Annotated in this window: 24 protein-coding genes; 12 read left to right on the top strand and 12 right to left on the bottom strand. The window is 60.7% G+C overall.

Features of this window, described 5'->3' with window-relative positions:
- Nucleotides 1-126 precede the first annotated feature (126 nt).
- The 3 genes from ypfJ (PMI30_RS07245) to PMI30_RS07255 all read left to right on the top strand — a co-directional run bounded on the left by ypfJ (PMI30_RS07245) (nt 127) and on the right by PMI30_RS07255 (nt 2,985).
- Nucleotides 127-996 (top strand): KPN_02809 family neutral zinc metallopeptidase, encoded by an 870-nt coding sequence (gene ypfJ / locus PMI30_RS07245; RefSeq protein WP_008012676.1) that lies wholly within the window; start codon nt 127-129, stop codon nt 994-996.
- Between the two features lie 136 nt (nt 997-1,132).
- Entirely contained in the window at nt 1,133-2,026 is an 894-nt protein-coding gene (ypfJ, locus tag PMI30_RS07250; protein ID WP_008012673.1) for a KPN_02809 family neutral zinc metallopeptidase, read from the top strand.
- Nucleotides 2,026-2,985 carry an alpha/beta fold hydrolase gene (locus PMI30_RS07255; protein WP_008012671.1) on the top strand — a complete coding sequence of 320 codons (960 nt, stop codon included), beginning with the start codon at nt 2,026-2,028 and terminating at the stop codon, nt 2,983-2,985. Before ypfJ (PMI30_RS07250) ends, PMI30_RS07255 begins: the two co-directional genes overlap by 1 nt.
- Nucleotides 2,986-3,102: 117 nt before the next feature.
- On the opposite strand, the gene PMI30_RS07260 is transcribed toward PMI30_RS07255, so the two are convergent.
- From PMI30_RS07260 to PMI30_RS07270, 3 genes are all read right to left on the bottom strand, one after another.
- Entirely contained in the window at nt 3,103-3,696 is a 594-nt protein-coding gene (locus PMI30_RS07260; RefSeq protein ID WP_008012669.1) for an HAD family hydrolase, read from the bottom strand.
- A complete protein-coding gene (gene tesB / locus PMI30_RS07265) occupies nt 3,693-4,562 on the bottom strand; it encodes an acyl-CoA thioesterase II (RefSeq protein ID WP_007895344.1) in 870 nt (289 codons plus the stop codon). The genes PMI30_RS07260 and tesB overlap by 4 nt, the downstream gene beginning before the upstream one ends.
- 105 nt (nt 4,563-4,667) lie before the next feature.
- Complete coding sequence (locus PMI30_RS07270; RefSeq protein WP_008012667.1) at nt 4,668-5,237, bottom strand: GNAT family N-acetyltransferase; 570 nt, start codon at nt 5,235-5,237, stop codon at nt 4,668-4,670.
- A 96-nt stretch (nt 5,238-5,333) separates the two neighbouring features.
- On the opposite strand from PMI30_RS07270, the gene PMI30_RS07275 reads away from it, so the two are divergent.
- Together PMI30_RS07275 and PMI30_RS07280 are read left to right on the top strand one after the other, a co-directional pair.
- A complete protein-coding gene (locus tag PMI30_RS07275) occupies nt 5,334-6,254 on the top strand; it encodes a histone deacetylase family protein (RefSeq protein ID WP_007895347.1) in 921 nt (306 codons plus the stop codon).
- A gap of 283 nt (nt 6,255-6,537) precedes the next feature.
- A complete protein-coding gene (locus tag PMI30_RS07280; RefSeq protein ID WP_177318857.1) occupies nt 6,538-7,779 on the top strand; it encodes a TIGR03862 family flavoprotein in 1,242 nt (413 codons plus the stop codon).
- A 123-nt stretch (nt 7,780-7,902) separates the two neighbouring features.
- Here PMI30_RS07280 and PMI30_RS07285 read toward each other — a convergent pair whose 3' ends face one another.
- A complete protein-coding gene (locus tag PMI30_RS07285; RefSeq protein ID WP_008012660.1) occupies nt 7,903-9,237 on the bottom strand; it encodes a DEAD/DEAH box helicase in 1,335 nt (444 codons plus the stop codon).
- 78 nt (nt 9,238-9,315) lie between these two features.
- Nucleotides 9,316-10,242, bottom strand: a complete 927-nt coding sequence (yedA, locus tag PMI30_RS07290; protein ID WP_008012659.1) for a drug/metabolite exporter YedA — start codon at nt 10,240-10,242, stop codon at nt 9,316-9,318.
- 162 nt (nt 10,243-10,404) lie between these two features.
- On the opposite strand from yedA, the gene PMI30_RS07295 reads away from it, so the two are divergent.
- Entirely contained in the window at nt 10,405-10,860 is a 456-nt protein-coding gene (locus PMI30_RS07295; RefSeq protein ID WP_008012657.1) for an Lrp/AsnC family transcriptional regulator, read from the top strand.
- Between the two features lie 112 nt (nt 10,861-10,972).
- Here PMI30_RS07295 and PMI30_RS07300 read toward each other — a convergent pair whose 3' ends face one another.
- The 3 genes from PMI30_RS07300 to PMI30_RS07310 form a co-directional block, all read right to left on the bottom strand.
- Complete coding sequence (locus tag PMI30_RS07300; RefSeq protein WP_008012655.1) at nt 10,973-11,584, bottom strand: 3'-5' exonuclease; 612 nt, start codon at nt 11,582-11,584, stop codon at nt 10,973-10,975.
- A gap of 22 nt (nt 11,585-11,606) precedes the next feature.
- Nucleotides 11,607-12,086 carry a LabA-like NYN domain-containing protein gene (locus tag PMI30_RS07305; protein WP_008012653.1) on the bottom strand — a complete coding sequence of 160 codons (480 nt, stop codon included), beginning with the start codon at nt 12,084-12,086 and terminating at the stop codon, nt 11,607-11,609.
- Between the two features lie 141 nt (nt 12,087-12,227).
- Nucleotides 12,228-13,007, bottom strand: a complete 780-nt coding sequence (locus PMI30_RS07310) for a DUF2076 domain-containing protein (RefSeq protein ID WP_008012651.1) — start codon at nt 13,005-13,007, stop codon at nt 12,228-12,230.
- A gap of 178 nt (nt 13,008-13,185) precedes the next feature.
- Between PMI30_RS07310 and PMI30_RS07315 the strand changes: the two genes are divergently transcribed.
- A complete protein-coding gene (locus tag PMI30_RS07315) occupies nt 13,186-13,860 on the top strand; it encodes a YciC family protein (protein WP_008012649.1) in 675 nt (224 codons plus the stop codon).
- A gap of 74 nt (nt 13,861-13,934) precedes the next feature.
- Complete coding sequence (locus tag PMI30_RS07320) at nt 13,935-15,017, top strand: endonuclease/exonuclease/phosphatase family protein (protein ID WP_008012648.1); 1,083 nt, start codon at nt 13,935-13,937, stop codon at nt 15,015-15,017.
- Nucleotides 15,018-15,142: 125 nt separating this feature from the next.
- Here PMI30_RS07320 and hrpB read toward each other — a convergent pair whose 3' ends face one another.
- Nucleotides 15,143-17,659: an ATP-dependent helicase HrpB gene (gene hrpB, locus PMI30_RS07325; RefSeq protein ID WP_008012646.1), complete on the bottom strand. Its 2,517-nt coding sequence runs from the start codon at nt 17,657-17,659 to the stop codon at nt 15,143-15,145.
- A 97-nt stretch (nt 17,660-17,756) separates the two neighbouring features.
- On the opposite strand from hrpB, the gene PMI30_RS07330 reads away from it, so the two are divergent.
- Both PMI30_RS07330 and PMI30_RS07335 read left to right on the top strand, forming a co-directional pair.
- Nucleotides 17,757-18,176 carry a hypothetical protein gene (locus tag PMI30_RS07330; RefSeq protein WP_008012643.1) on the top strand — a complete coding sequence of 140 codons (420 nt, stop codon included), beginning with the start codon at nt 17,757-17,759 and terminating at the stop codon, nt 18,174-18,176.
- Nucleotides 18,177-18,206: 30 nt separating this feature from the next.
- Nucleotides 18,207-19,103: a cation diffusion facilitator family transporter gene (locus PMI30_RS07335; protein ID WP_008012642.1), complete on the top strand. Its 897-nt coding sequence runs from the start codon at nt 18,207-18,209 to the stop codon at nt 19,101-19,103.
- On the opposite strand, the gene PMI30_RS07340 is transcribed toward PMI30_RS07335, so the two are convergent.
- Nucleotides 19,097-20,140, bottom strand: coding sequence for a DUF6515 family protein (locus tag PMI30_RS07340; RefSeq protein ID WP_008012640.1), 1,044 nt, complete (start codon nt 20,138-20,140; stop codon nt 19,097-19,099). The two genes, PMI30_RS07335 and PMI30_RS07340, sit on opposite strands and share 7 nt — an antisense overlap.
- Before the next feature lie 435 nt (nt 20,141-20,575).
- Between PMI30_RS07340 and PMI30_RS07345 the strand changes: the two genes are divergently transcribed.
- Nucleotides 20,576-21,055 (top strand): Lrp/AsnC family transcriptional regulator, encoded by a 480-nt coding sequence (locus tag PMI30_RS07345; RefSeq protein WP_007894448.1) that lies wholly within the window; start codon nt 20,576-20,578, stop codon nt 21,053-21,055.
- Nucleotides 21,056-21,314: 259 nt separating this feature from the next.
- The gene (locus PMI30_RS07350; RefSeq protein ID WP_007894445.1) at nt 21,315-21,524 is read left to right on the top strand and encodes a DUF2788 domain-containing protein; all 210 of its coding nucleotides are present in this window, start codon (nt 21,315-21,317) and stop codon (nt 21,522-21,524) included.
- Here PMI30_RS07350 and PMI30_RS07355 read toward each other — a convergent pair.
- Both PMI30_RS07355 and amn read right to left on the bottom strand, forming a co-directional pair.
- A complete protein-coding gene (locus PMI30_RS07355; RefSeq protein WP_008012639.1) occupies nt 21,519-22,160 on the bottom strand; it encodes a pseudouridine synthase in 642 nt (213 codons plus the stop codon). The genes PMI30_RS07350 and PMI30_RS07355 overlap by 6 nt on opposite strands.
- 69 nt (nt 22,161-22,229) lie before the next feature.
- Complete coding sequence (amn, locus tag PMI30_RS07360) at nt 22,230-23,729, bottom strand: AMP nucleosidase (RefSeq protein WP_162130612.1); 1,500 nt, start codon at nt 23,727-23,729, stop codon at nt 22,230-22,232.
- Between the last annotated feature and the right edge of the window lie 22 nt (nt 23,730-23,751).

Here is a 23,751-nt window from a genome sequence, read left to right as displayed (position 1 = left end):
CCCCGGCACGTTGCAACGACTGTGCATTTCACGAACCCTTACACATTTCATCCACGTCTCTTTGCCAGTGCGGTTATTCATAGACGCGGCGATAAGCGCCCAATCAATCTATGAGAGACCGCAAACATGTTATGGAACAGAGCAAGACGCAGCGACAACGTAAATGACACTCGGGAGGGCAAGGATGCCCGCAAAACGACAGGGAAAATAATGGGCGCCACAATGGCCGTCGCCACCCTGGCAGGCGCAGGAATTTATTCAACGGTGAGGACGATGCCGGATGACGTTCCAGTCGGCATCCCGGTCCTGTCAGGCACACCGCCTCAACACTCCGCCGCCATGGTTTCTGAAGATCCTCGACTCGTGTTTATTCAGTCTGTGCTGGGCGATACCGAAGACACCTGGAAACAACTTTTTGCGCAAACCGGCCGGCATTACCCGGAACCCACACTGACCCTGTTCAGTGAAAGAGTGACCTCGGCGTGTGGCTTCGCAAACTCAGCCAGCGGCCCGTTCTATTGCCCGACCAATCGCCAGGTGTATCTGGATCTGGAATTCTTTCGCGTCATGGCCCAGCAGTTTTCGGTGATCGGCGACTTCGCACAGGCCTACATCATCGCTCACGAAATCGGACATCACGTGCAGCTGGAACTGGGACTCTCCGCCCCTTTCGAGAAAGCACTGGCAGACAGTCAACCTGTCACCGGCGATGGTGGACTGGAGGTTCGCGCCGAACTGCAAGCCGATTGCCTTGCCGGTGTGTGGGCGCACCATGCGCAAAAACGCCTGCTGTGGCTGGAGGCCGGTGATATCGATGCGGCACTGCACGCCGCCACGGTCTTCGGCGATGACCAACTGCAACACGCCCAGAACAACGTGATACGGCCAGAGACGTTCAGTCACGGCACCTCCGCACAACGGGTGACCTGGTTCTCGGCCGGCTTCGCCGAAGGCCGGATCGACGCCTGCGATACCTTCGCGGCCACGCCACTGTAGTTCACGCCCGGCAACGTAAATCGCTAATCTCCCCAGCGGTATAGAACCGGCGCCGCTCAAGGCTGTCTGACGACCGGACTGGCGCCGCTCTCACTCACCAGCAACACTCATCACCATGTTCAACGAGGATTCCCCCATGCTTTGGAAAAAAGGCCGACGCAGCGACAACGTGGTTGATGCCCGTGGCGATGATGTCGGTGGGGGGGGCGGAGGGATGCGCTTCGGTGGAGGCAAGGGCCTGAGCCTGACCGCGATCCTGTTGATCGTCGGGATCGGCTGGATCACCGGCCAGGACCCGCTGCAGATCCTCGGTCAACTGACCGGGCAGATGAGCGAGCAATCGGCTCCGGCCACCACCCAGAGCCGCAAGGCGCCACCGGCCAATGATGAAGGGGCCGAGTTCGTGCGCTCGATCCTCGGCGATACCGAAGACACCTGGCGCCAGATTTTCCAGCAGGCCGATCGGCAATATAAAGACCCGACCCTGGTGCTGTTCAGCAACCGCATCAACTCGGCCTGCGGCCTGGCGACTTCGGCAACCGGTCCCTTCTATTGCCCGGCCGACCAGAAGGTCTACCTGGACATGAGCTTCTTTCAGGAAATGTCCCAGCGCTTTTCCGCCGCGGGCGACTTCGCCCAGGCCTATGTGATCGCTCACGAAGTCGGACACCACGTGCAGACCTTGCTCGGCGTTTCCGCGAAGATTCAGGCCGCTCGTCAGCAGGGCCGCCAGATGGAAGGCGACAACGGTTTGCTGGTGCGCCAGGAATTGCAGGCCGATTGCCTGGCCGGTGTCTGGGCCAATAATGCGCAAAAACGTCTGAACTGGCTGGAGCCCGGTGACATCGAAGAGGCCTTGAACGCCGCTAACGCCATCGGCGACGACCGCTTGCAACAGCAAGGTCAGGGCCGCGTGGTGCCGGATTCCTTCACCCACGGCACTTCGGCCCAGCGAGTGCGGTGGTTCAAGGCCGGATTCGCACAAGGCCAAGTTGGCCAGTGCGACACCTTTGCGGCGAAGAATCTGTGATGCGTAAGTGGCTGCTGGCTCTGTTAATCACCTGCGCAAGCACCCAGGCTGCCGAGCAGGGCGTCAAGACGATCAGTTCCGGGCGCTTGCTGTTGAGCGCCGGGGAAATTGCAGTGAGCATTGGCCCGACGCCGGCGAAAATCGAACGCGTGCTGATCATCATCCATGGTCGATTGCGCAATGCGGAAACCTACCGCCAAAGCGCCGAGCATGCAGCCGAGCAGGCCGGGCAAAGCGCGAACACCTTGGTACTCGCCCCGCAGTTTCTCAACGAAACCGACATTGCGAGCCATGCGGTGCCCGACAGTGTTTTACGCTGGCAAGGCAATGACTGGATGGCCGGTGGCTTATCCACCGCGCCGTTTACGCTGAGCGCCTATGCGGCACTCGACGAAATCATCGCTCGCCTGGGTGATCGGCGACAGTTTCCGGACGTGAAGCAAATCGTCATCGCCGGTCACTCCGGCGGCGCTCAGGTGGTTCAGCGTTATGCCTTGCTGGGTCACCCTCAGCCAGCCCTCGACACGGAGGGTGTGAAAGTGCGCTATGTGATCGCCAACCCTTCGTCATACGCCTACTTCAATGAGCAACGACCCGTGGCGTTCAGTCACGCGGGGTGTCCGAATTTCAATCGCTGGAAGTACGGGTTGGCGGATCTGCCCGCTTATGCCAATGGGCAAACACCTGCGCAACTGGAAGAAAACTACATCAAACGTGACATCGTTTACTTACTCGGGCAGCAGGACATCGACCCGAATCATCCAGCGCTGGATAAGAGTTGTGAGGCCAAAGCCCAGGGCGCTTCTCGATTGATTCGTGGGCGCAACTATTTCAATTATCTGAAACGGCGCCATCCGCAAGGGTTGAGTCAGCAGCTGATCGAAGTGCCCGGGGTTGGGCACAATGGTGATGGGATGTTTACCTCGCCCGAGGGGCAGAAGGTGTTGTTCGGTCAGTGAGTTTTTGCGGTGTCTGATCTGACGCTTTCGCGAGCAAGCCTCGCTCCTACAGGATGGCGGTGCGAGCAAGGAACGCCACATCACCTGTAGGAGCGAGGCTTGCCCGCGAAGAGGCCCTCAAGCCGAAAGCATCTGCCGCAACGCCACGCAATCGGCAGCATGCCAATCAGTCAATTCCGGCCACGGATTATCCGGCAGATTCACCAGCACCGTCCGCGTCCCCGCCGCCCGCCCGCAATCCAGATCGAAGCGGTAATCACCGACCATCACCATTTCGCTCGCCGGCACCTTCCAGGCTTCGGCCAGTTTCAGCAACCCACCAGGATGCGGCTTGGGCGGTGCTTCATCGCGGCCCAGTACATCCTCCACCGCAAAGCAATCGGCCAGGCCAATGGCCTCCAGCGTGACATGGGCCAGCTCGCGAGCATTGCGCGTGAGAATGCCCAGGCGATAACCGCGCCCGGCCAACTCACGTACCAATTCCACCGCGCCCGGCGCCGGCTTCGAACCCAATGCCAGATCCCGCTCGTGCTCCAGCAGCCACGCGTGTTTGGCCGCGGCTTCATCGGCCGGCAGTGCCGCGAGGTGGGTGAGGATGTCGTCTTCGGCAGGAATCGCCAACGCCACGCGAATCGCCGCGAAGTCATGCACCGCCACCGTCAGGGTGCCGTCCATATCGAACACCCAATGCCGCACCTCAGCCAGGCTCATGCCCAATCCTTGCGATGGCGAATCAGGCCTTCCTGAGTGACCGAAGCCACCAGTTGCCCGGCACGGTTGAACACGCTGCCACGGGAGAATCCGCGCGAATTGCCGGCCCACGGGCTGTCCATGGCGTACAGCAACCAGTCATCGGCGCGCAGGTCGGCATGGAACCACAATGCGTGATCGAGGCTGGCGACCTGCATGTCTTTCTGCCAGACCGATTTGCCGTGGGGCAGCATCGAGGTGGTCAGCAGACCGAAGTCCGAAGCGTAGGCCAGCAGGTATTTGTGCAGCGCCGGGGTATCGGCCAAGGCACCGTCGGCGCGGAACCAGACGTATTTGATGGGATCGGCAGGTTGCGGGTTGTAGGGGTCTTTTTCGGTCACCGGCCGGACTTCGATCGGTTTCGGACACAGCAGTTTTTCGCGCATGTGCTCAGGGATCAGGTGCGCGCGCTGCTGGGTGAGTTCCAGCTCCGACGGCAGGTTTTCCGGGCCGACCACTTGCGGCATCTCAGTCTGGTGCTGGAAGCCTTCTTCGTCATACTGGAACGAGGCACTGCAGGTGAAAATCGGATTGCCCTTCTGGATCGCCGTCACCCGGCGCGTGCTGAAACTGCCGCCATCGCGCACCCGATCGACCTGATACACCACCGGCAATTTGGCATCGCCCGGGCGCAGGAAATAACCGTGCATCGAATGCACATGGCGCGCCGGCTCGACTGTCTGACTGGCCGCCGACAGGGACTGGCCGAGTACCTGGCCGCCGAACAACTGACGAAACCCCAGGTCCTGGCTGCGGCCACGGAACAGGTTTTCTTCAATCGGTTCCAGGGTCAGCAGGTCTACCAGATCTTCCAACACTTGGCTCATTCAGACTCTCCTCACACAACGCAATGCCGCGCAGTCTTGGCTGCGGCGGTCGATTCAGTTTATGGCCGGTTCAACATGAGGGCCATTGTAAACGTCCGCGCCTGCTTATCCATGCAAGGTTTGCAGCCATTGCTCACGGGTGATGCGGTACAACACATGCGGGCGCAGCGGATGATCGGCTGCAAGCCGCGGGTGCTCGAAGTCATCGCAAGGGGCATGGTGCATGCCGATCGCTTGCATGACTTTCTCGGATGGCAGATTGGTCCTGGTGGTGAATGCCACGACCTCTTGCAGCGCCAACCGATCAAACCCGCATCGCAGAGCGGTCCACGCCGCTTCACCGGCATAACCCAGGCCCCAGTGCTCACGCGCCAGGCGCCAACCGATTTCAGTGGCCGGCGTGAATGGCGCATCGAAGCCGACCACGCCGAGGCCGGTAAAACCAATAAAGGCGCCGGTGTCTTTACGTTCCAACGCCCAGAGGCCGAAACCATGCTCGGCAAAATGCCCGCGAATCCTCCCGATCAGCGCGGCACTTTCCAGTCGACTCAAGGGTGCCGGAAAATAACGCATCACCTGTGGATCAGCGCACATCGCCGCAAACGCCGGCAAATCCTCATCACGCCACTGCCGTAACAACAATCGTGCGCTTTCGAGTTCCAGTATCGGCTCCATCGTGCCTCTCCCCTCCCCTCGGTTTCCATGCCGCAAGTCTACATCGCTGGTAGGATCGTTCACTCATTCCTACATGCCTTCCTGTATAAATCTGCCATGCCCCTGCCATTGATCTACCACGAAGACTACAGCCCCGAGTTTCCGGCGGATCACCGCTTCCCCATGGACAAGTTTCGCCTGCTGCGCGATCACTTGGTGGACAGTGGCCTGGCCCGCGACACCGACCTGCTGCGCCCGGACCTCTGCCCGCCAGAGATTCTCGCCCTCGCCCATGACCCTGCGTATATCGAACGCTACATGGGCGGCGAATTGTCCCGCGAAGATCAACGACGCCTCGGCTTGCCCTGGAGCGAAGCGCTGGCCCGGCGCACGGTACGAGCGGTCGGCGGTTCGCTGCTGGCGGCCGAACAGGCACTGGAGCATGGTTTGGCTTGTCACTTGGCCGGCGGCACCCACCACGCGCATTACGATCATCCCGCCGGGTTCTGCATCTTCAATGACCTGGCGGTGATCAGCCATTACCTGCTGGAAAGTGGCCGAGTGAATCGGGTGCTGATCTTCGACTGCGATGTGCATCAGGGTGACGGGACTGCACGAATCCTGCACAACACCCCTGAGGCGATAACCGTTTCCCTGCACTGCGAAAAGAATTTTCCTGCACGCAAAGCCGAAAGTGACTGGGACATTCCGTTGCCGATGGGCATGGGCGATGCCGATTACCTGAAAGTGGTGGACGACGCGCTCAACTATTTGCTGCCGCTCTACCAACCGGACCTGGTGCTGTACGACGCCGGCGTCGATGTGCATAAGGACGACGCCCTGGGTTATCTGAAGCTGACAGACGAAGGCGTCGCCGCTCGTGATGAAAGCGTGATGCGTCATTGCCTGGGCCGGGATATTCCGGTGGTCGGCGTGATCGGCGGCGGCTACAGCAAAGACCGCAAGGCCCTGGCACGCCGTCATGGAATCCTCCATCACAGCGCCCAACGGGTCTGGCAGTCATCAGGTTGTCACTGAGTTATGGATCTTTACCCACAATGCCTGTGGAACCGCCTGTGGATAACCTGAGTGAAAGGGCCTGCAGCCCATGCGGTGTATAGGCCACAGAGCGGTGGTTGTTTTTTAACCAGCTTTTTTTGAAAACACCAATGCCCCCTGTGGGAGCGAGCCTGCTCGCGATGAGGCCTTCACAGTCGATATCGATGTCGACTGATCCATCGCTATCGCGAGCAGGCTCGCTCCCACAAGGGACAGGGCTGGTAGAATGCGCGGCTTATTCCGCCATACCGCAGCTCTCGCCATGACCCAGCCCTCCACTTCCCTCCCCCCTCACGTCGCCATCATCGGCGGCGGCCCCGCCGGTTTGATGGCGGCTGAAGTGCTGAGCCAGGCCGGCATCAAAGTCGATCTGTACGACGGCATGCCTTCAGTGGGGCGAAAATTCCTCCTCGCCGGGGTTGGCGGCATGAACATCACCCATTCCGAGGCCTACCCGGCGTTTCTCTCACGCTATGCCGAACGGGCACCGCAGATTGCGCCATTGTTGCGAGCCTTCGGCGCCGACACCTTGTGCCAATGGATTCATGACCTGGGCATCGAAACCTTTGTCGGCAGCTCCGGCAGGGTGTTTCCTACCGACATGAAAGCCGCGCCCCTGTTGCGTGCCTGGCTCAAACGCCTGCGCGATGCCGGCGTCGTTATCCACACCCGCCATCGCTGGCTCGGTTGGGATGACAACGGTGACTTGCGCATCGACAGCCCCGAAGGCGAAAAAACTGTTCAAGCCGACGCGACCCTGTTGGCCCTCGGTGGCGGCAGTTGGTCGCGCCTCGGTTCGGACGGTGCCTGGATGTTGCCGCTGGAACAGCGCGGTGTAGGACTGGCGCCGTTACAACCGAGCAATTGCGGCTTCGAGGTGAAGGCCTGGAGCGAATTGATGGTCAGCAAATTCGCCGGCAGCCCGCTGAAAAACATCGCCATAGGTCTCAATGACGACGTGCCACGGCTCGGAGAATGTGTGATCACGGCTACGGGGATTGAAGGCAGTTTGATCTACGCCCTGTCGGCACCGATCCGCGAATCGATCAATCAGCATGGTTCGGCAACCATTCATCTCGATCTGTTGCCGGGCAAGCCTGTGGATAAAATTCAGTCTGCGCTGAGCAAACCACGCGGCTCACGTTCCATGGCCAAACACCTGCACAGTCAGCTTGGGCTTGATGGCGTGAAAGCGGCGCTGTTGCGAGAGCTGACACCGGCCGACTGTTTTACCGATCCGGCGCTGCTGGCCAAAGCGATCAAGGCATTGCCGCTGACGTTGGTGAAAACCCGACCATTGGACGAGGCCATCAGCAGCGCAGGGGGCGTGATGTTCGAGTCGATGGATGAACGTTTGATGCTCAAGCAACTGCCTGGCGTGTTCTGCGCGGGAGAAATGCTCGATTGGGAAGCGCCGACCGGCGGCTATCTGCTGACCGCGTGTTTCGCCAGTGGGCGAGCGGCGGGGATGGGGATGGTGGAGTGGTTGCAGCGCAAAGGCTGAAGACCGCGGCGCGCCGATCGCGAGCAGGCTCGCTCCCACATTGACCGTATTCCTATGAAAGAACTCGGTCACCTGTGGGAGCGGGCTTGCCCGCGATGGCGACCTAACAGGCGCCGCAGATAATCAAGGCTTACGCTTACGCGGCCCGGTATTGAACACCGGCACTTTACGCACAGGCTTGATCGAAGGCTCCGGCGCCGAGGCATCACCGCTCTCGACCCATTTACCCAGGTTGCGCTTGCCACCACTGGAGGTCTTGGGCTTCTTCGGTTTTTTCGGCTTCTTGACCACCTGACCGCTGGCATCAGTATCCGGCACGCGGTGCTCAGGCTCGAAATCCTGCTCCATCTGGCGAGTCAACGTCTGACGGGTCAACGTCTCGATGGCCGACAGCAAATTCACCTCATCAGCACACACCAGCGAAATAGCCTGCCCGGTTGCGCCCGCACGGCCGGTACGACCGATGCGGTGGATGTAGTCCTCCGCCACGATCGGCAGGTCGAAATTGACCACCAATGGCAAATCTTCGATATCCAGACCACGCGCTGCCACATCGGTGGCTACAAGGATCTGCACTTCGCTGGCCTTGAAACGATCCAGTGCCCGCTGACGGGTCGCCTGAGGCTTGTCACCGTGGATGCCGTCGGCATTGATGCCCAGGCCCTGGAGTTTTTCCACCAACGCATCTACGCCGTTACGGGTCTTGGCGAACACCAGCACCTGCTTCCACTTGCCCTTGCGCATCAAGTGAACGAACAGCTCCGGCTTGCGCTTCTTGTCCACCGTCACTACCCATTGCTTGACGGTGTTGGCGGCCACGTTGCGCGGGCTGACTTCAATGCTCAGCGGGTCGTTGAGCATTTGCCCGGCCAGGGTGCGGATGGCGTCGGAGAAGGTCGCGGAGAACAACAGCGTCTGACGTTTCTTCGGCAGCGCTTTGTAGATATTCCCCAGCTCTTCGGAAAAGCCCAGATCGAGCATGCGATCGGCTTCGTCCAGCACCAGGGTTTGCAACTGGTTGAACTTGAGCGCGTTCTGACGGAACAGGTCGAGCAAGCGGCCCGGAGTCGCCACCAACAGGTCGACGCCTTTGCGCAGCTTCATCATTTGCGGGTTGATGCTGACACCGCCGTACACCGCGTACGTGCTCAACGGCAGGTTCTCGGCGTACTGGCGCACGGCTTCGTGAACCTGTTCGGCCAGCTCGCGGGTTGGCACCAGGATCAGTGCGCGCACGGAGTTGGCGCTGACTTTCGGCCCTTCCATGGCCAGCAATTGCAGCAGCGGCAGGGCGAAACCGGCAGTTTTGCCGGTGCCGGTCTGGGCGGCGGCCATCAGGTCGCGACCGGCCAGCACCGCCGGAATGGCTTGCGCCTGGACCGGCGTAGGAGTCTGGTAGCCCAGCGTCTCGAGGGCGCGCAGCAAGGGTTCGATCAGGCCAAGGGTGGCGAAAGTCATGGGAGTACCGTAGGAAAATTCAGCGCGGGTTTTTCAAAACAAGTGTGCAACACAAGATGCAATGGCGCGCAGTTTACCCTAATTCGCGCGGGATTCTGTCGGCACCACTACGGCAGGCCGATCAGCACCTCGGCGCCACTGCGGCAACCCGATCAACACCACGGCGCTGATGATCACCGCCATGGCCAACGCTTCTTCGATACCAATGGTCTCGCCAACAAACACGATACCCAGCAACACCGCCACCGCCGGGTTGACGTAGGCATAGCTGGTGGCCGCCGCCGGACGCACATGTTTCAACAAATACATGTAGGCGTTGAAGGCAATGATCGAACCGAAAACGGTCAGGTAGGCCAGCGCCGCCCAGCCTTCGATCGGCGGCAGTTGCTCCAGATGCTCGCCACTCACCGCGCTGCCGATCAACAACACCACGCCGCCCACCAGCATTTCCACGGCACTCGCCATCGCGCCCTGCGGCAACGGCAAGTGTTTGCTCCACACCGAACCGAAAGCCCAGGACGCTGCCGCGAACACCAGCAACGCCGCGCCCAAGGGGCTCGATTGCAGATTGGAACCGAGGTTGAGCATGGCGATACCGATCAGCCCGAGCACAATCCCGGCCCATTCGAGACGGGTATTACGCGCGCCCCAGAAATATCCGCAGAGCAAGGTAAACAGCGGCACCGTCGCCACCGCCAACGCAGCCACGCCAGAAGCCACGCCCGTGTGCTCGGCCACACTCACCGCGCCATTACCGCACGTCAGCAGCAAAATCCCGATGATCCCCGCCGCTTTCCATTGCGCCCACGTCGGTGCCGGTGCCCCGCGCCAGCGCAGGAACGCGTACATCAACGTACCCGCGATCACGAAGCGGATACCGGCGAGCAACAACGGTGGCCAGTACTGCACGCCGATTCGAATCACCAGGTAGGTCGATCCCCAAATCACGTACAGCGCGAAAAAAGCAGCGATCAGCGGCAAGGAAAAACGGCGTATGCCAGGCATGGGCAGCTCGAGAACAAGACAAAGAGAGCAGCTATTCTAGAAAGGCCAGCAGCGGAAAATAAGTTACAAAACCTGTTTATAGCGCCGGTACACTTTTCAAAACACGGAGTTCAGCGCTATAAACCGTGCTTTCGAAAGTCAGCCTTTTTCAGGAGCACCACGATGGACAAATACGACCGCATGCTCCTCAGCGCCCTGTTGGAAAACGGTCGTGCGTCCTACGCCGATCTGGCGCGCAAGGTAAACCTGTCCGCTCCGGCGGTGGCCGAGCGCGTCGCCAAACTTGAAGCCTGCGGGGTGATCACCGGCTACCAGGCGAAAGTCGACATGGCCAAACTCGGCCTGCCGATCCAGTGCGTCATCGAACTGCGCCTGAACCAGCACGGCAACCAGAAAACCTACGACGAACTGATCAAAATCCCACAGCTCACCGAATGCCATCGCGTCACCGGCGACCCGTGCGTGATCATGCAAGCGGCGGTGGGCTCGATGCCGGAGCTGGAAGAGTTGATCAACCGGATCGCCACGTTCGGGTTCAGCAAGACCTCGATCGTGCTATCGAGCGCCATCGAGAAGCGCGTGCCGTTGGGGCAGTTGGAGGGGAATGGTAAATCGTGATGCGGTGTCTGCTCTGACGCCTTCGCGGGCAAGCCTCGCTCCTACAGAACTGCACCGAACCTGTAGGAGCGAGGCTTGCCCGCGAAGAGGCCAGTAGAAACACTACAAAACCTTAAAACCCGCGATACCGTTTCAGATGCTCATTGATCTTCGCCGCCGGCACTTTCTGCAAGCTGCACAGCAGATCGTGCGACAACTCCCGCAACCCATGCTTGCGCCGCAACTCTTCAGCCAAGTGCGCCGTCAGGTTGGCCGCCATTTCGGCATCGGCCATGGCCCGGTGAGCCTTGCCGGTATTGGGCAAGCTGGCGAAAGTGGTGAGGGTGCCGAGTTTGTGGTTCGGCGCAGCGGGCATCAGGCGGCGGGCGAGTAACAGCGAGCAGGCAAAGTTCTGCAAGCGTGTGCGTTTGATTCGTCCGAGCTCGTAGTCCCAGAACTTCTGGTCGAACGCAGCGTTGTGCGCCAGCAGCGGCGTGATACCGACGAATTCATTGACCTCGTTCATCACCTGCTCGGCCGAGGGCGCGGTGCGCAGCATGGCGTTGCTGATGCCGGTGAGTTGTTCAATGAAGGCTGGCACTCGCACGCCGGCGTTCATCAGGCTTTGGTAACGCTCGACAATGCGCCCCTGTTCAAGAATCACCACGGCAATTTCCGTGGCCCGGCAGCTGCTGCTCGGGGAGATCCCGGTGGTTTCAAAGTCGATGACTGCTATGCGTTCCAAACCTGTTTCAACTCCGTAAAAATCAATTCTTGAGCAGCAATGCGCCTTCGATCGGCACGTAACGGCTGGCAGCGCGGATCAGCGAGTTGGCCGTGAGACCGGGCACGCCATAGGCCACCGCTTGCACCCCGTGTTTGCTGATGATGCGTTCCAGCAGCATGTCGAAATCACCGTCGCCGGAAGCCAGCACCACTTCGTCGACATGGTCGGCGGCGTCCATGATGTCGAGGGTGATGCCCACGTCCCAGTCGCCTTTGGCCGAACCGTCGCTGCGCTGGATGTAGGGCTTGAGCTTCACGATGAAGCCGAGGTTGCGCAGGATCTGCTGGAACTGCTGTTGCTTGCTGTCGCCACGATCGATCGCATAGGCATAGGCCTCGACGATCTGCCCCTGTTTGCTGACATCAGCCCACAGCGCGGCGTAGTTGAAGTGGCAACCATAAGCCTGACGCACGGTGTAATAGAGGTTCTGGACATCGGCGAACACTGCGATTTTTTTCACCGTACATCCTCTTTGGCGTGCCGAAGCGCGGACAGGATCAGGCACCGGGCCCGAAAAGTTGCCCAGTATGCCAGTCCGAAGGATTGTTCCGCGAATAATCGGCCATGTGGCGAGGGAGCAACCTCCCTCGCCACGGATGTGTCAGACGAAGGAATCGTCGTCGCCACCGAAGAACGATGAGCTGTCATCGCTATAGTCGGCGTCGGCGAATCCGCCTTGATCGCTGGAATTGTCAGCCACGCGCTGATCGTCGCCCCAGCCATTGCCGCCGTCGCTCTGATCGTTGACCTGAGCCGGTTCTTCCTTGATGACTTCAACCACTTCCGGCTGCTGATTGTGATGGAACAGGCTACTGATGCCTTGCGCCAACATGACGCCACCGGCCACGCCCGCGGCCGTTTTCAACGCGCCACCGAGGAAACCGCTGCCGGCAGGCTGTTGCGCAGCGTAATTCTGCTGGGGCGACGCACCGAAGTTCTGCTGGGCAGCCGGCGCACCGAAGTTTTGCTGCGGCGGTTGCGAGTTGAACGACGGCCGCCCTGGTTCACGCCAGCCGCCATTCGACGGGGCTGCGCTTTGAGTCGACGCAGGCTGTGGATCACGGGAAGCGCCACCGAAGATGCTCGACAAAAAGCCACCGCTGCTCGGTGCCGGCGCCGCCGTCTGAGCCTTGGCCGATTGCAGTTCGGCCTGCAATTGCTGGATTTGTTGAGTGAGTTGCTTGTTCTGTTCGTCGAGGCTCTTGATGGCTGCCTCTTGCACCAGAATCGCCTGGGTCATGAAATAGCCCGCTGCTGGCTGGCGAGTCAGGTGTTCCTTGATCCGCGTTTCGGCCTGGGCGTCACGCGGGGCTGAGTCCGTTTCGGCCTGTTGCAGCCGGGAAAACAGTCCATCGATCAGGGTTTGTTCTTCGCTGTTCATGGCGACCTCATAGATTGCCGGGAATATCGTCGCCCTCATCCACGGTGGATAAGGTGCTCACCAGTAATGGGGCTGATACAGGATGTTTCAATGACCTTTACCGAACGTTTACGTTTGCGCCCCAAAGGGTTTCATCGGTTAAAGTGAGGCACCTGCTTTCAACCAGCGATACCGACTGATGAATCCGTTCGATGTACTGCGTGACTCTCTGTATTTCTTCAAGCGCAATTTGCGCCAGATCGTGCAGCTGTGCCTGCCGCTGGTGATTGTCGAGGCGCTGCTGCAACAAGTGGTCGACCACTCCACGGAGCCGGACAGTTTCCCCGGCATCAGTGTGATTGTCGGCCTGCTGGTGTATCCGCTATACACCGCCGCGCTGATCCTGTTTCTCGATGCCCGCAGCCGTGGCGAATCGCCGCGCACCCGCGACTTGCTGGCGACCTCCGCGACCCTGTGGCCGCGCTTCGCCGTGCTGACCGCCCTCAATACACTGCTGATCCTGATTGGCCTGTCGCTGTATTTTCTGCCGGGGATCTGGCTGATGGTGACGCTGGCGTTCGGCGAGTACCTGCTGGTGCTGCGTGGCCTGGCACCGCTGGCGGCGATGAAGGAAAGCCTGCGTCTGACCCGCGGGAATTTCCTGCGCATTCTGGTGTGCATTCTGTGCGTGATGGGGCCGTTGTGGGTGCTCAAGGGTGCGACACTGGCGGTTTACCCTGACCCGCAGAACCCGGTGATCTCGCTGCTGATCGACAGCGCCCACAGCTTCCTGCAACTGTTCACCAGCGTTGTGCTGTTCCGTTTGTTCATGCTGATCAGCGACGCGCCCGAGAAATCCGAAGAGCGCCTCTGAACGCTCTACCCTTGGGCCTGGGCGCGGCTCTCGGTTATGCTCGGGGTCAATTTTGTAACGCTATAAGCCGAGCCATGACCCGTCTACTGCGCTACACCCTGCCAGGCCTGCTGATTGCCATTGGCCTGATTGCATTGATGATCTACAGCCTGACCTGGCGCCCCGAGGCCAAGGAGGCCCTGCCGGTCAATTGCAACGCCAAGGCGCCGACGCTGGTGCCCGGCCAGGCGCTGAAGGTGATGACCTGGAACGTCCAGTACCTGGCAGGCAAGCGCTACGTGTTCTGGAACGACCTGGCCGCAGGAAACGACGAGAGCCCTACACCTGAAGACATGGCCTTCAGTCTCGACGAAGTGGCGCGGGTGATTCGCGACGAGCAACCAGACATCGTGCTGTTGCAGGAACTCGATGATGGCGCCAAGGCCAGTGGCTACCAGAACCAGTTCAAATTGCTCCAGGATCGAGTCACCGATCTGTATCCGTGCAGCGCGCAGGCCTTCGACTGGAAAGCCGACTTCGTGCCTGAACCGCCCATCTACGGCAGCGTTGGCCGGCAATTGGCAACCCTGAGCCGCTACCGGATCGACCACGCCGAACGCCTGCAATTACCGGTCGCACCGGCCAATTTCATCAGCCGTCAGTTCAAGCCGAAAAACGCCTTGCTGGTCACTCGTCTGCCATTGAGCAACGGCAGCCAGATGGCCGTGTTCAACACCCATCTGGACCGCGCCACCACCGCGCTCGACGAAACCTTGCAAAGCCAGGTGACAGCCGTGGCCAAGGTCCTCGACAAGTACGAAAGCCGTGGCACGCCGTGGTTGATCGGTGGCGACTTCAACCTGTTGCCGTTGGGCCAGTATCGACGCCTGCCCGACGAACAACGAACGTCCTACTCCGCCGACAGCGCGCTGCATGTGCTGTGGGACAAGTATCCGATGATCCCCACCAACAACGAAGCCAGCGGTATCGACCGGGCGCAATGGCTGACCCATTACCCGAATGACCCAGGCTTGAACGGCCCGGACCGGACCGTCGACTACCTGTTTTACAGCCCGCACATCAAACGGGTTGAAGCGCGGGTGAGGCAGGACGATACGTTGCGCATTTCCGATCACTTGCCGGTGATTGCACGGTTTCTGTTGCCGGCCGCGCCTTAGGTCAAAAGCTTCGCGAGCAAGCCCGCTCCCACACTGGTTTTCGGTGGTACACAAATGCTGTATTCACTGAAGATCTCATGTGGGAGCGGGCTTGCTCGCGAATGCCGCACCGCCGCTGCCACTGACTACTTACGCGGTTTGATCCGCGCCGTAGCCTCGGCCACCAGCGGATCATCCGGCCAATAATGCTTCGGATACCGCCCTTTCAAATCCTTCTTCACCTCGGCATACGTACTGCGCCAGAAGTTCGCCAGGTCCTGCGTCACCTGCACCGGTCGGCGCGCCGGGGACAGGAGATGCAGCTTGACCACTTGCCGGCCACCCGCAATGCGCGGGGTCTCGGCCAGGCCGAACAACTCCTGCAACCGCACCGCCAGAATCGGCGGCTGCTCGCTGTAATCCAGACGAATCGATGAACCCGAAGGCACGCTCAAATGATGCGGCGCCAGCTCTTCGAGCCGTTGTGGCAACGGCCACGGCAACAAGTTGTGAACGATGCTCGACAGGTCCAGATTGGCGAAGTGACTGAGCCGCGAGACTTTGCCCAGATACGGCATCAACCAGTGTTCGAGACTTTTGAGCAGTGCAGCGTCGCTGACATCCGGCCATTCGCTCTGCTCCTTACTGCCGAGATCCAGCTGCCGCAACAACGCCACCCGCGCCTGCCACTGACGCAGCTCCGGGGTCCACGGCAACAACTCCAGACCTTTGCGCCGCACCAGATTCACCAGCGCCTGACTGCGAGCGCTTTCGTCGAGCCCGGTCAGCGGTTCGCGGCTGAGGATCAATTCGCCGACCTTGCGCTGACGCTCGGCCCGCAGCACGCCTTCACGCTCATCCCAATCCAGTTGATCGACGCAACGCACTTGTTCGGCCAGTACGGAATCGAACAGCGCCGGATCAAAATCCGTCGCCAGATAAATCCGTTCCTCACGTTGCCCCTGACGACTGCCCAGATCAGCGATCACCAGCCACGGTTGCTTCATCAGGCTGTCTGCCTCGGCGAACAACGCCGCACGACCGTTGGCCAATCGATATTCAGCGCCACCGGCCCGCCGCTGTTGGGCGACCCGATCGGGATAAGCCAGCGCCAGCAACGCGCCAAGCCAGCGCGGATGCTCGGGATCGCTGACCGGCTCCGACGCTTTGCCCCGCAGATAACCGCGATACTGCCGCGCCAGTTGCCGGGCCCGCTGAACGCCGCCCTGCGCACCGCGGGCAGCCCGCTCTTCGCCGGACAGCAGCACCAGTCGACTGTGCAGATCCGCGCCAGCACCACGCAAAATATCCCGCTCACCAAGCAATGCCGCGACATCGCAGGCCATGTCGGCGAGACCGAGCGCCTGACCACGCAACAGCAAATGGGCGATCCGTGGATGGGCCGGCAGTTCGGCCATGGCCTGACCGTGCCGAGTCAGAGCCTCGCCGTCCAATGCACCCAAGCGCTCCAGCAAATCCTGAGCCTGTGCATAAGCCGCTGCGGGCGGGATATCCAGCCAAACCAACTGACCCGACGTCACGCCCCAACGACCGAGTTGCAAGGCCAGCCCGGCAAGATCCGCCGAGAGAATTTCCGCACTGGCGTAAGCCGCCAGTTGCTCGTGCTGATCCTGCGACCACAAGCGATAACACACGCCGGGCTCCAGACGCCCGGCCCGGCCCGCGCGCTGCGTGGCGCTGGCTTTGGAAATCCGTTGAGTATCCAGGCGGGTCATGCCGCTGCCGGGATCGAAACGCGGCACTCGCGCCAGCCCGGCATCGATCACCACGCGCACGCCGTTGATAGTCAGGCTGGTCTCGGCGATGTTGGTGGCCAGCACCACTTTGCGTTTGCCTGCGGGCGCCGGATCGATCGCGGCGCGTTGGGCGGCGAGGTCCAGTTCGCCGTGCAACGGGCAGAGCAAAACCTGTGTGCTATCGCCCAGTGCATCGGCGAGTTGCTGATGCACCCGACGGATCTCCGCCTGCCCCGGCAAGAACACCAGCAGGCTACCGGTCTCATCGTTCAACACGTCGAGAATGGTCTGCACCACCCTTGGCTCGATAAATTCACCTGGCTGAAACGGTCGCCCCCAACGCATCGCCACCGGGTACATGCGACCTTCGCTGCGCAGGATCGGCGCATCATCGAGCAACCCGGCCAGGCGTTCACCTTCCAGGGTTGCCGACATCAACAGAATTTTCAGCGGTTGGTCGTCGCGAAACAACTCGCGGCCATTGAGGCTCAGGGCCAACGCCAGATCGGCGTCGAGACTGCGCTCGTGGAACTCGTCGAAGATCAGCAGGCCCACGCCTTCGAGCGCCGGATCGTCTTGCAAACGCCGGGTGAGAATGCCTTCAGTGACCACTTCGATGCGGGTGTTGGGGCCGACTTTGCTGTCGAGACGAATGCGATAGCCAACGGTTTCGCCAACCTTCTCGCCCAGCTCACTGGCCAACCGCTCCGCCGCCGCCCGCGCTGCCAACCGGCGCGGCTCGAGCATCAGAATGGTCTTCCCGGCCAGCCATGGCTCATCGAGCAAGGCCAGGGGCACGCGGGTGGTTTTACCGGCGCCAGGCGGTGCTTCGAGCACAGCTTCGTGGCGTGTAGCGAGGGCTTCACGCAGGGCGGGTAAAACTTCATCAATCGGCAAAGAAATCATGCTGGCTCCAAAACAGAGGCGCGAGTATAACGGCGTTCGGCGCGGTCCTAATTCATATCGACGATGCTTCGTTTCCAGATAACCCAGGAGATTTCAAATGCGTGCTCCCTTTCGCTTGATCGGCGGTGTACTGGTCGCGACCTTGCTGACCCAGGTGACCGCCTGCGGCTCGATTTTCTACCCGGATCGTCGCGGTCAGATTGACGGCAAGATCGACCCGGCCATCGCCGCGCTGGATGCCGTGGGCCTGCTGTTTTACATCATCCCAGGCCTGATCGCCTTTGCGGTGGACTTCGCCACGGGCGCCATTTACTTCGAACCGGGCCGGACTGCTCAGGTGGCTCCGGAAAAACTCAAGGAAGCGATCGGTGCCGACGGCAAGGTCGATAACCACAAGTTGCAGACTATTCTGGAAAGTGAACTGGGCCGCAGCTTCCCGCTGGACGATCCACGTCTGATCCAGCACAAGGGCAGCGCCCAGCAACTGGCCATGTTCGGCCTGCAACCCGCCGCGTAATCCGGTGCACTAAAAGGAAAAGCCGCACCTATGACCACCAGTACCGAACACGCCCGCCTGCTGCGGCTGGCGACGCGCGCCTCGGTGGCGGTGGCGTGCACGTTGATCGTGGCCAAAGCCATCGCCTGGTGGCTGAGCGGTTCGGTGAGCATGCTCGCCGGGCTGACCGACTCGGCACTCGATGGCGTCAGCTCGCTGCTCAATCTGCTGGCCGTGCATTATGCCTTGCGCCCGGCCGACGACGATCATCGTTACGGGCATGGCAAGGCCGAATCATTGGCGGGCATGGCTCAGGCGCTGTTCATTGGCGGCAGTGCGGTGCTGATTGCCTTGCAGGCGATCGAGCGGTTGAAACATCCGGAGCCGGTAGGCGCAGCGTGGCTCAGCATCGGGGTGATTGTGTTCTCCCTCGCCCTGACCGTGGCCCTGCTGATGTTGCAACATCGGGTGATCAAGGCTACCGGTTCCAACGCCGTGAGTGCCGACTCCTTGCATTACCGCTCAGACCTGCTGCTCAACGGCAGCATTCTGGTAGCGCTGGTGTTGGCCGGGTTTGGCTGGCATCAGGTCGACCCTTGGTTCGGATTGGGGATCGCCGCCTACATCCTCTGGAGCGCCATTCATATCGCCCGGGAAAGTTTTGCGGTGCTGATGGATGAAGAGCTGCCGCCGGATGTCAGCCAGCACATGCTTGAACTGGCCTGCAGCGTACCGGGGGTTTTGGGCGCCCACGACCTGCGTACACGAATCTCCGGCAACCAGTGGTTCGTGCAGTTGCACCTGGAATTGCCGGGGGAGCTGACTCTGTCAGTCGCCCACGGCATCAGCGATCAAGCCGCCGATGCGATTCACACAGCCTACCCGCGAGCCGAAGTGCTGGTGCACGCCGACCCGCAGGAAGTGGTGAAAGCCGCCAGGGCTCAGTAACTCACCTGATAACCGCGACTGCTCAGGCAGTTGCCCTGGGCCTGTCGGTAGGCTTGCACCACCGACGGATCCGGTTGATAGGTGACGGCGCGCGGATCGAAACCGCTCTGCTCCACGGCCCAGCGATAACACTCGTAACCGTCCCGACTGACCTCCTCTGGCGACTGGCCGTTGGCCGGATACGCCACCACGTCATAACCACTGCTCACCGGTTGCGGCTGCACGGGCGGTTCGACCACGACGTAATCCCGAGTGCTCTCCTGATAGGCGTAATACGAGCCCGCCGCCAGGAACAACAGCGCGCCGCCAATCCACACTTCACGCGCGTAATCGGGCAAGTAGCTGACCCGAATCCCGCGCGGCGGCTGAACCACCACGTAACGCGGACCTTGCGGGCGATACCAATAACCACCGGAATAGAAATAATCCTGGCCGCGATACGGTACGCGGTAGTTGCGGTCCGGGAAGCGATCGATCACATACCCCGGACGATACTGCGGGCCTGGGCCCCAGCCATTGCCGTGCCCATCCGGGCGACCGGGCCAGCGACGATCATCATGACGTGAGCCCTGACCGCCAGTCTGCCAGCGCTGGTAGTCATTGTTGCGCCGCGGTTCGTCCTGATAGTAGCCACGCCGGGGTTCCTGGGTCTGGCGCACGGTGTCGGGCCGGCCCTGGATCGGCAGATGGTTACTGGGTTGTTGCGGCGCTCGCTCCTGAACGCTGGAGTCGTGCTGTACACGGTTCTGCCACTGGCCACCCTGAGTATTGGGATCGTGCGAGGGCCGGTTTTGCCGCTCGCCGCCCTGATTCTGGTCGTGGAGCTCGAACTGGCGACTGTTGTCGCCACGAATGATTTCGTTGTTCTGCCGGCGTGGCTGATTGTTACCGTCATGCCCCTGACCTTTGCCCTGATGATCCGCCCCACGTTCCCCGCTATCGGGACCGCGATATTGCGGCTCATCGGCCAGCGATTGCGCAGTGACACTCACACACAGCAAACCAACACCGGCCAAACGCCAGATGCGCGACTTCATGCTTTTCCTCACTGCGGGTTAGGGCCTGTACGTAAGACTGGGAAAGCACAGGCCGGTTCTGCAACAGGTTATCAGTCACGCAACTTATTTATTGAGGGTCGCCCATAAATTCCGGGCAATAAAAAAGGGAGACCCGTCGGCCTCCCCTTGAGAACTTCGTCCGTGCTCGACGCTTATGACGTCGGCTCACCTCACGCCGTCTTCTGGACAGTGTGTAGCTCGGGGGCCGACACATCCCCGGTGGGGGTGGCGACCGCAGCTGGCCTGATTGGGCGAGCCGCACTGGACTGTTTGTCCGAGCAGTGATTCTGGTGATAAGAATAGGCCCGGAGCGACGACAGAGGATTGCGAATATTGCTCAAATAAACATCACTTGCGCAATTTTTAACTCAGGATAGATAATCCTCCGCAATAGTTATGACAAAGGCCTGATTGATGAGCAAACTCGACCGATACGACTTGAGCATTTTGGCGGAATTACAGCGCGACGCGCGCATCTCCAATCAGGAGTTGGCCGAACGCATCGGCCTGTCGCCTTCGCCTTGCTCGCGGCGGGTCAAGCAACTGGAAGACGACGGTTACATCACCCGCCAGGTCGCCTTGCTGGACCGCAAGATGCTCGGCCTGAGCCTGACAGCCTACGTGCTGATCGGCATGGACCGCCATACACCCGAGCGGTTCGAGAACTTCGAAGCCGCCATTCGCACCTTGCCGCAGGTGCTGGAATGCAGTTTGGTGACTGGGATGGATGCGGACTATCAGCTCAAAGTGGTAGTGCCGGACATGGATCACTATCAGAAACTGCTGCTGGGGCACCTGACACGGATTGAAGGGGTGACCAGTGTGCGGTCGAGTTTTGTGTTGAACCAGGTGCTCAACAGCACCGAGTTGCCGCTGACTCATCTGCGCAGCTGAGAATGCCTTTGTGGCGAGGTGCCTTTATGGTGACGGGCCTCTGTGGCGAGGGGGCTTGCCCCCGTTCGGCTGCGAAGCAGTCGTAAAATCAGACAACGCGGTATGTCGGGTACAACTCATTGGCTGGGGCTGCTTCGCAACCCAACGGGGGCAAGCCCCCTCGCCACAGTGCGGCACACTGCCGCAGGTCAATGCCCCGCCAATCCCCCATGGCGTATACTCCAGCGCCTTTTAGCCCCACCCACGCTGGAGATGTCCGATGGATCCTGCAGTACTCGAAGAGTGGATGATGACTGGTCTGGTCAGCATCCTGATCATTTTCATGGGTTTCATCGTCTGGGACCTGGCGAAAAAATCCAAGGCCGGACGCTTCGGCTCGTTCATTCTGTTCTTCGTACTGGGGCTGGGCGTGGCCGCGTTCGTGATCAAAAGCGTGGTGATCGGCCTGATCGAATCCGGCACTCTATAAGCGTGCCGGTACTTCCTTCCACTGGCCCTGATCGAGCCCTTCGATCGACCAGTCACCGATTCTGACCCGCACCAGACGCAACGTCGGCAAGCCGACCGCCGCGGTCATGCGCCGTACCTGACGGTTGCGGCCTTCGCGAATCACCAGTTCCAGCCAACGGGTGGGCACGCTTTTACGAAAGCGCACCGGCGGGTTGCGCGGCCACAGTTGCGGCTCATCCAGTTGTCGCGCTTCGGCCGGCAACGTCATGCCGTCGTTCAGCTCGACGCCATCGCGCAAGCGCTGTAACTGCTCGGCGCTTGGTTCGCCTTCCACTTGTACCCAGTAAGTCTTGGCCAGTTTGTGTTTCGGGTCGGCAATTCGCGCCTGAAGCTGGCCGTCGTTGGTCAGCAACAGCAAGCCTTCGCTGTCACGGTCCAGCCGCCCTGCCGGGTAAATCCCCGGAATCTCGATGAAATCCTTGAGCGTCGCCCGCCCTTCGCCGTCGCTGAATTGGGTCAGCACATCGAAAGGTTTGTTGAACAGAATCAGCTTCGGCTCGGCCGGCGGCGCTTTGGCGACACGGCGCGGGGCTGAAGAGGATGGTGCAGGCTTCACGCCAGGGCGGCGGGAAACGGGACGTTGTGGACGAGACATGAGGAAAGGAACATCTAACGGTCAGGGCTGCTAATGCTAGTAGCCTGACCGTTAAATGACCATCGCAAATCAGCGGAACGGCGGCTCGTCGAAGCTGCGCAGTTTGCGCGAATGCAGCGAATTGAGCTCGGTACGCAACAGGTCCACCGCTTCGATGCCGATCTTCAAGTGCTGGCTGACCGCGCGCTCATAGAAGGCGTTGGCCGAACCCGGCAGTTTGATTTCGCTGTGCAACGGTTTGTCCGATACGCAGAGCAACGTGCCGTACGGCACCCGCAAGCGATAACCCTGGGCGGCGATGGTGCCACTTTCCATGTCCACCGCCACAGCGCGGGACAGGTTGATAAGCGGACGTTCCTGCGCCCAGCGCAGTTCCCAGTTGCGGTCGTCGTAGGTCAACACGGTACCGGTACGCAGACGCTTCTTCAGCTCGTCGCCCTTCTCACCGGTGATGTTGGCCGCCGCTTGCTGCAACGCCATCTGCACTTCGGCCAGGGCTGGAATCGGAATGTTCGGCGGCACGACGCGGTCGAGAATCCCGTCGCGGCGCATGTATGCGTGGGCCAGCACGTAGTCGCCAATGGTCTGCGACTGACGCAAGCCGCCACAGTGGCCGATCATCAGCCAGCAATGCGGACGCAGCACCGCCAGGTGATCGGTGATGTTCTTGGCGTTGGACGGGCCGACGCCGATGTTCACCAGGGTCACGCCATGGCCGTCGCTGGCAATCAGGTGATAGGCCGGCATCTGGTAACGATGCCAGACCACGCCCGCGGCAATCGCGGACGCTTCGCCGTGGTCCATGCCCTTTTCGATGATCACGTTGCCCGGCAACACCATGCGTACAAAACGCGGATCGTTGCGCAGTTGCTCAAGACCATGAACGATGAACTGGTCGACGTAGCGGTGGTAGTTGGTCAGCAGAATCCACGGCTGCACATGGCGCCAGTCGCTGCCGGTGTAATGCACCAGCCGGCGCAGGGAAAAATCCACCCTCGCAGCGTCGAACAGAGCCAATGGCAGCGGGTCGGTGTTTTCCCAATCATACAAGCCATCGGCAATGCCATCAGTGGCGGCCGACAAGTCCGTACTCGGGAACACTCGCGCCAGCACCGCCGCCGTGACGCCGGAGCCGGCCAGTTCATCGCCCTGCTCGACCACGTACGGATAAGGAATGTTCTGCTGACTGACGCCGACTTCCACGGTTACGGTGAAGTCGTGCATCAACGGGACGAGTTGTTCCAGCAGGTACTTACGGAACGCTGCCGGATGAGTGACGGTGACACTGTAGGTCCCCGGCAATTGAACCTTGGCATAGGCGCGAGTGGTCTGTGGGACTTCGCCCTGGCAAAGGTAGGTCAGACGCAACTCGGGATAACGAAACAGTGCACGCTGTTCAGCGTCCGGCTCGACGCGGTCCTTGAGATAACGCTTGAGCGCCTGATTCAGCGCGGTGGTTGCACGCTCGTGCAAGGCAGCAAGCCGATCCACGGCTTGCTCGGCGGTTTGAACGACAATAAACGCTTCGGTCACGATCAGCTTCCTGTGTTCTGACTTGCAGACCTTCATCTTGCCTGCATCATCGCTTCAC

This window comes from Pseudomonas sp. GM50 (genome assembly GCF_000282375.1).
Classification (GTDB): domain Bacteria; phylum Pseudomonadota; class Gammaproteobacteria; order Pseudomonadales; family Pseudomonadaceae; genus Aquipseudomonas.
This window is presented reverse-complemented; position numbering and strand designations above follow the sequence as displayed.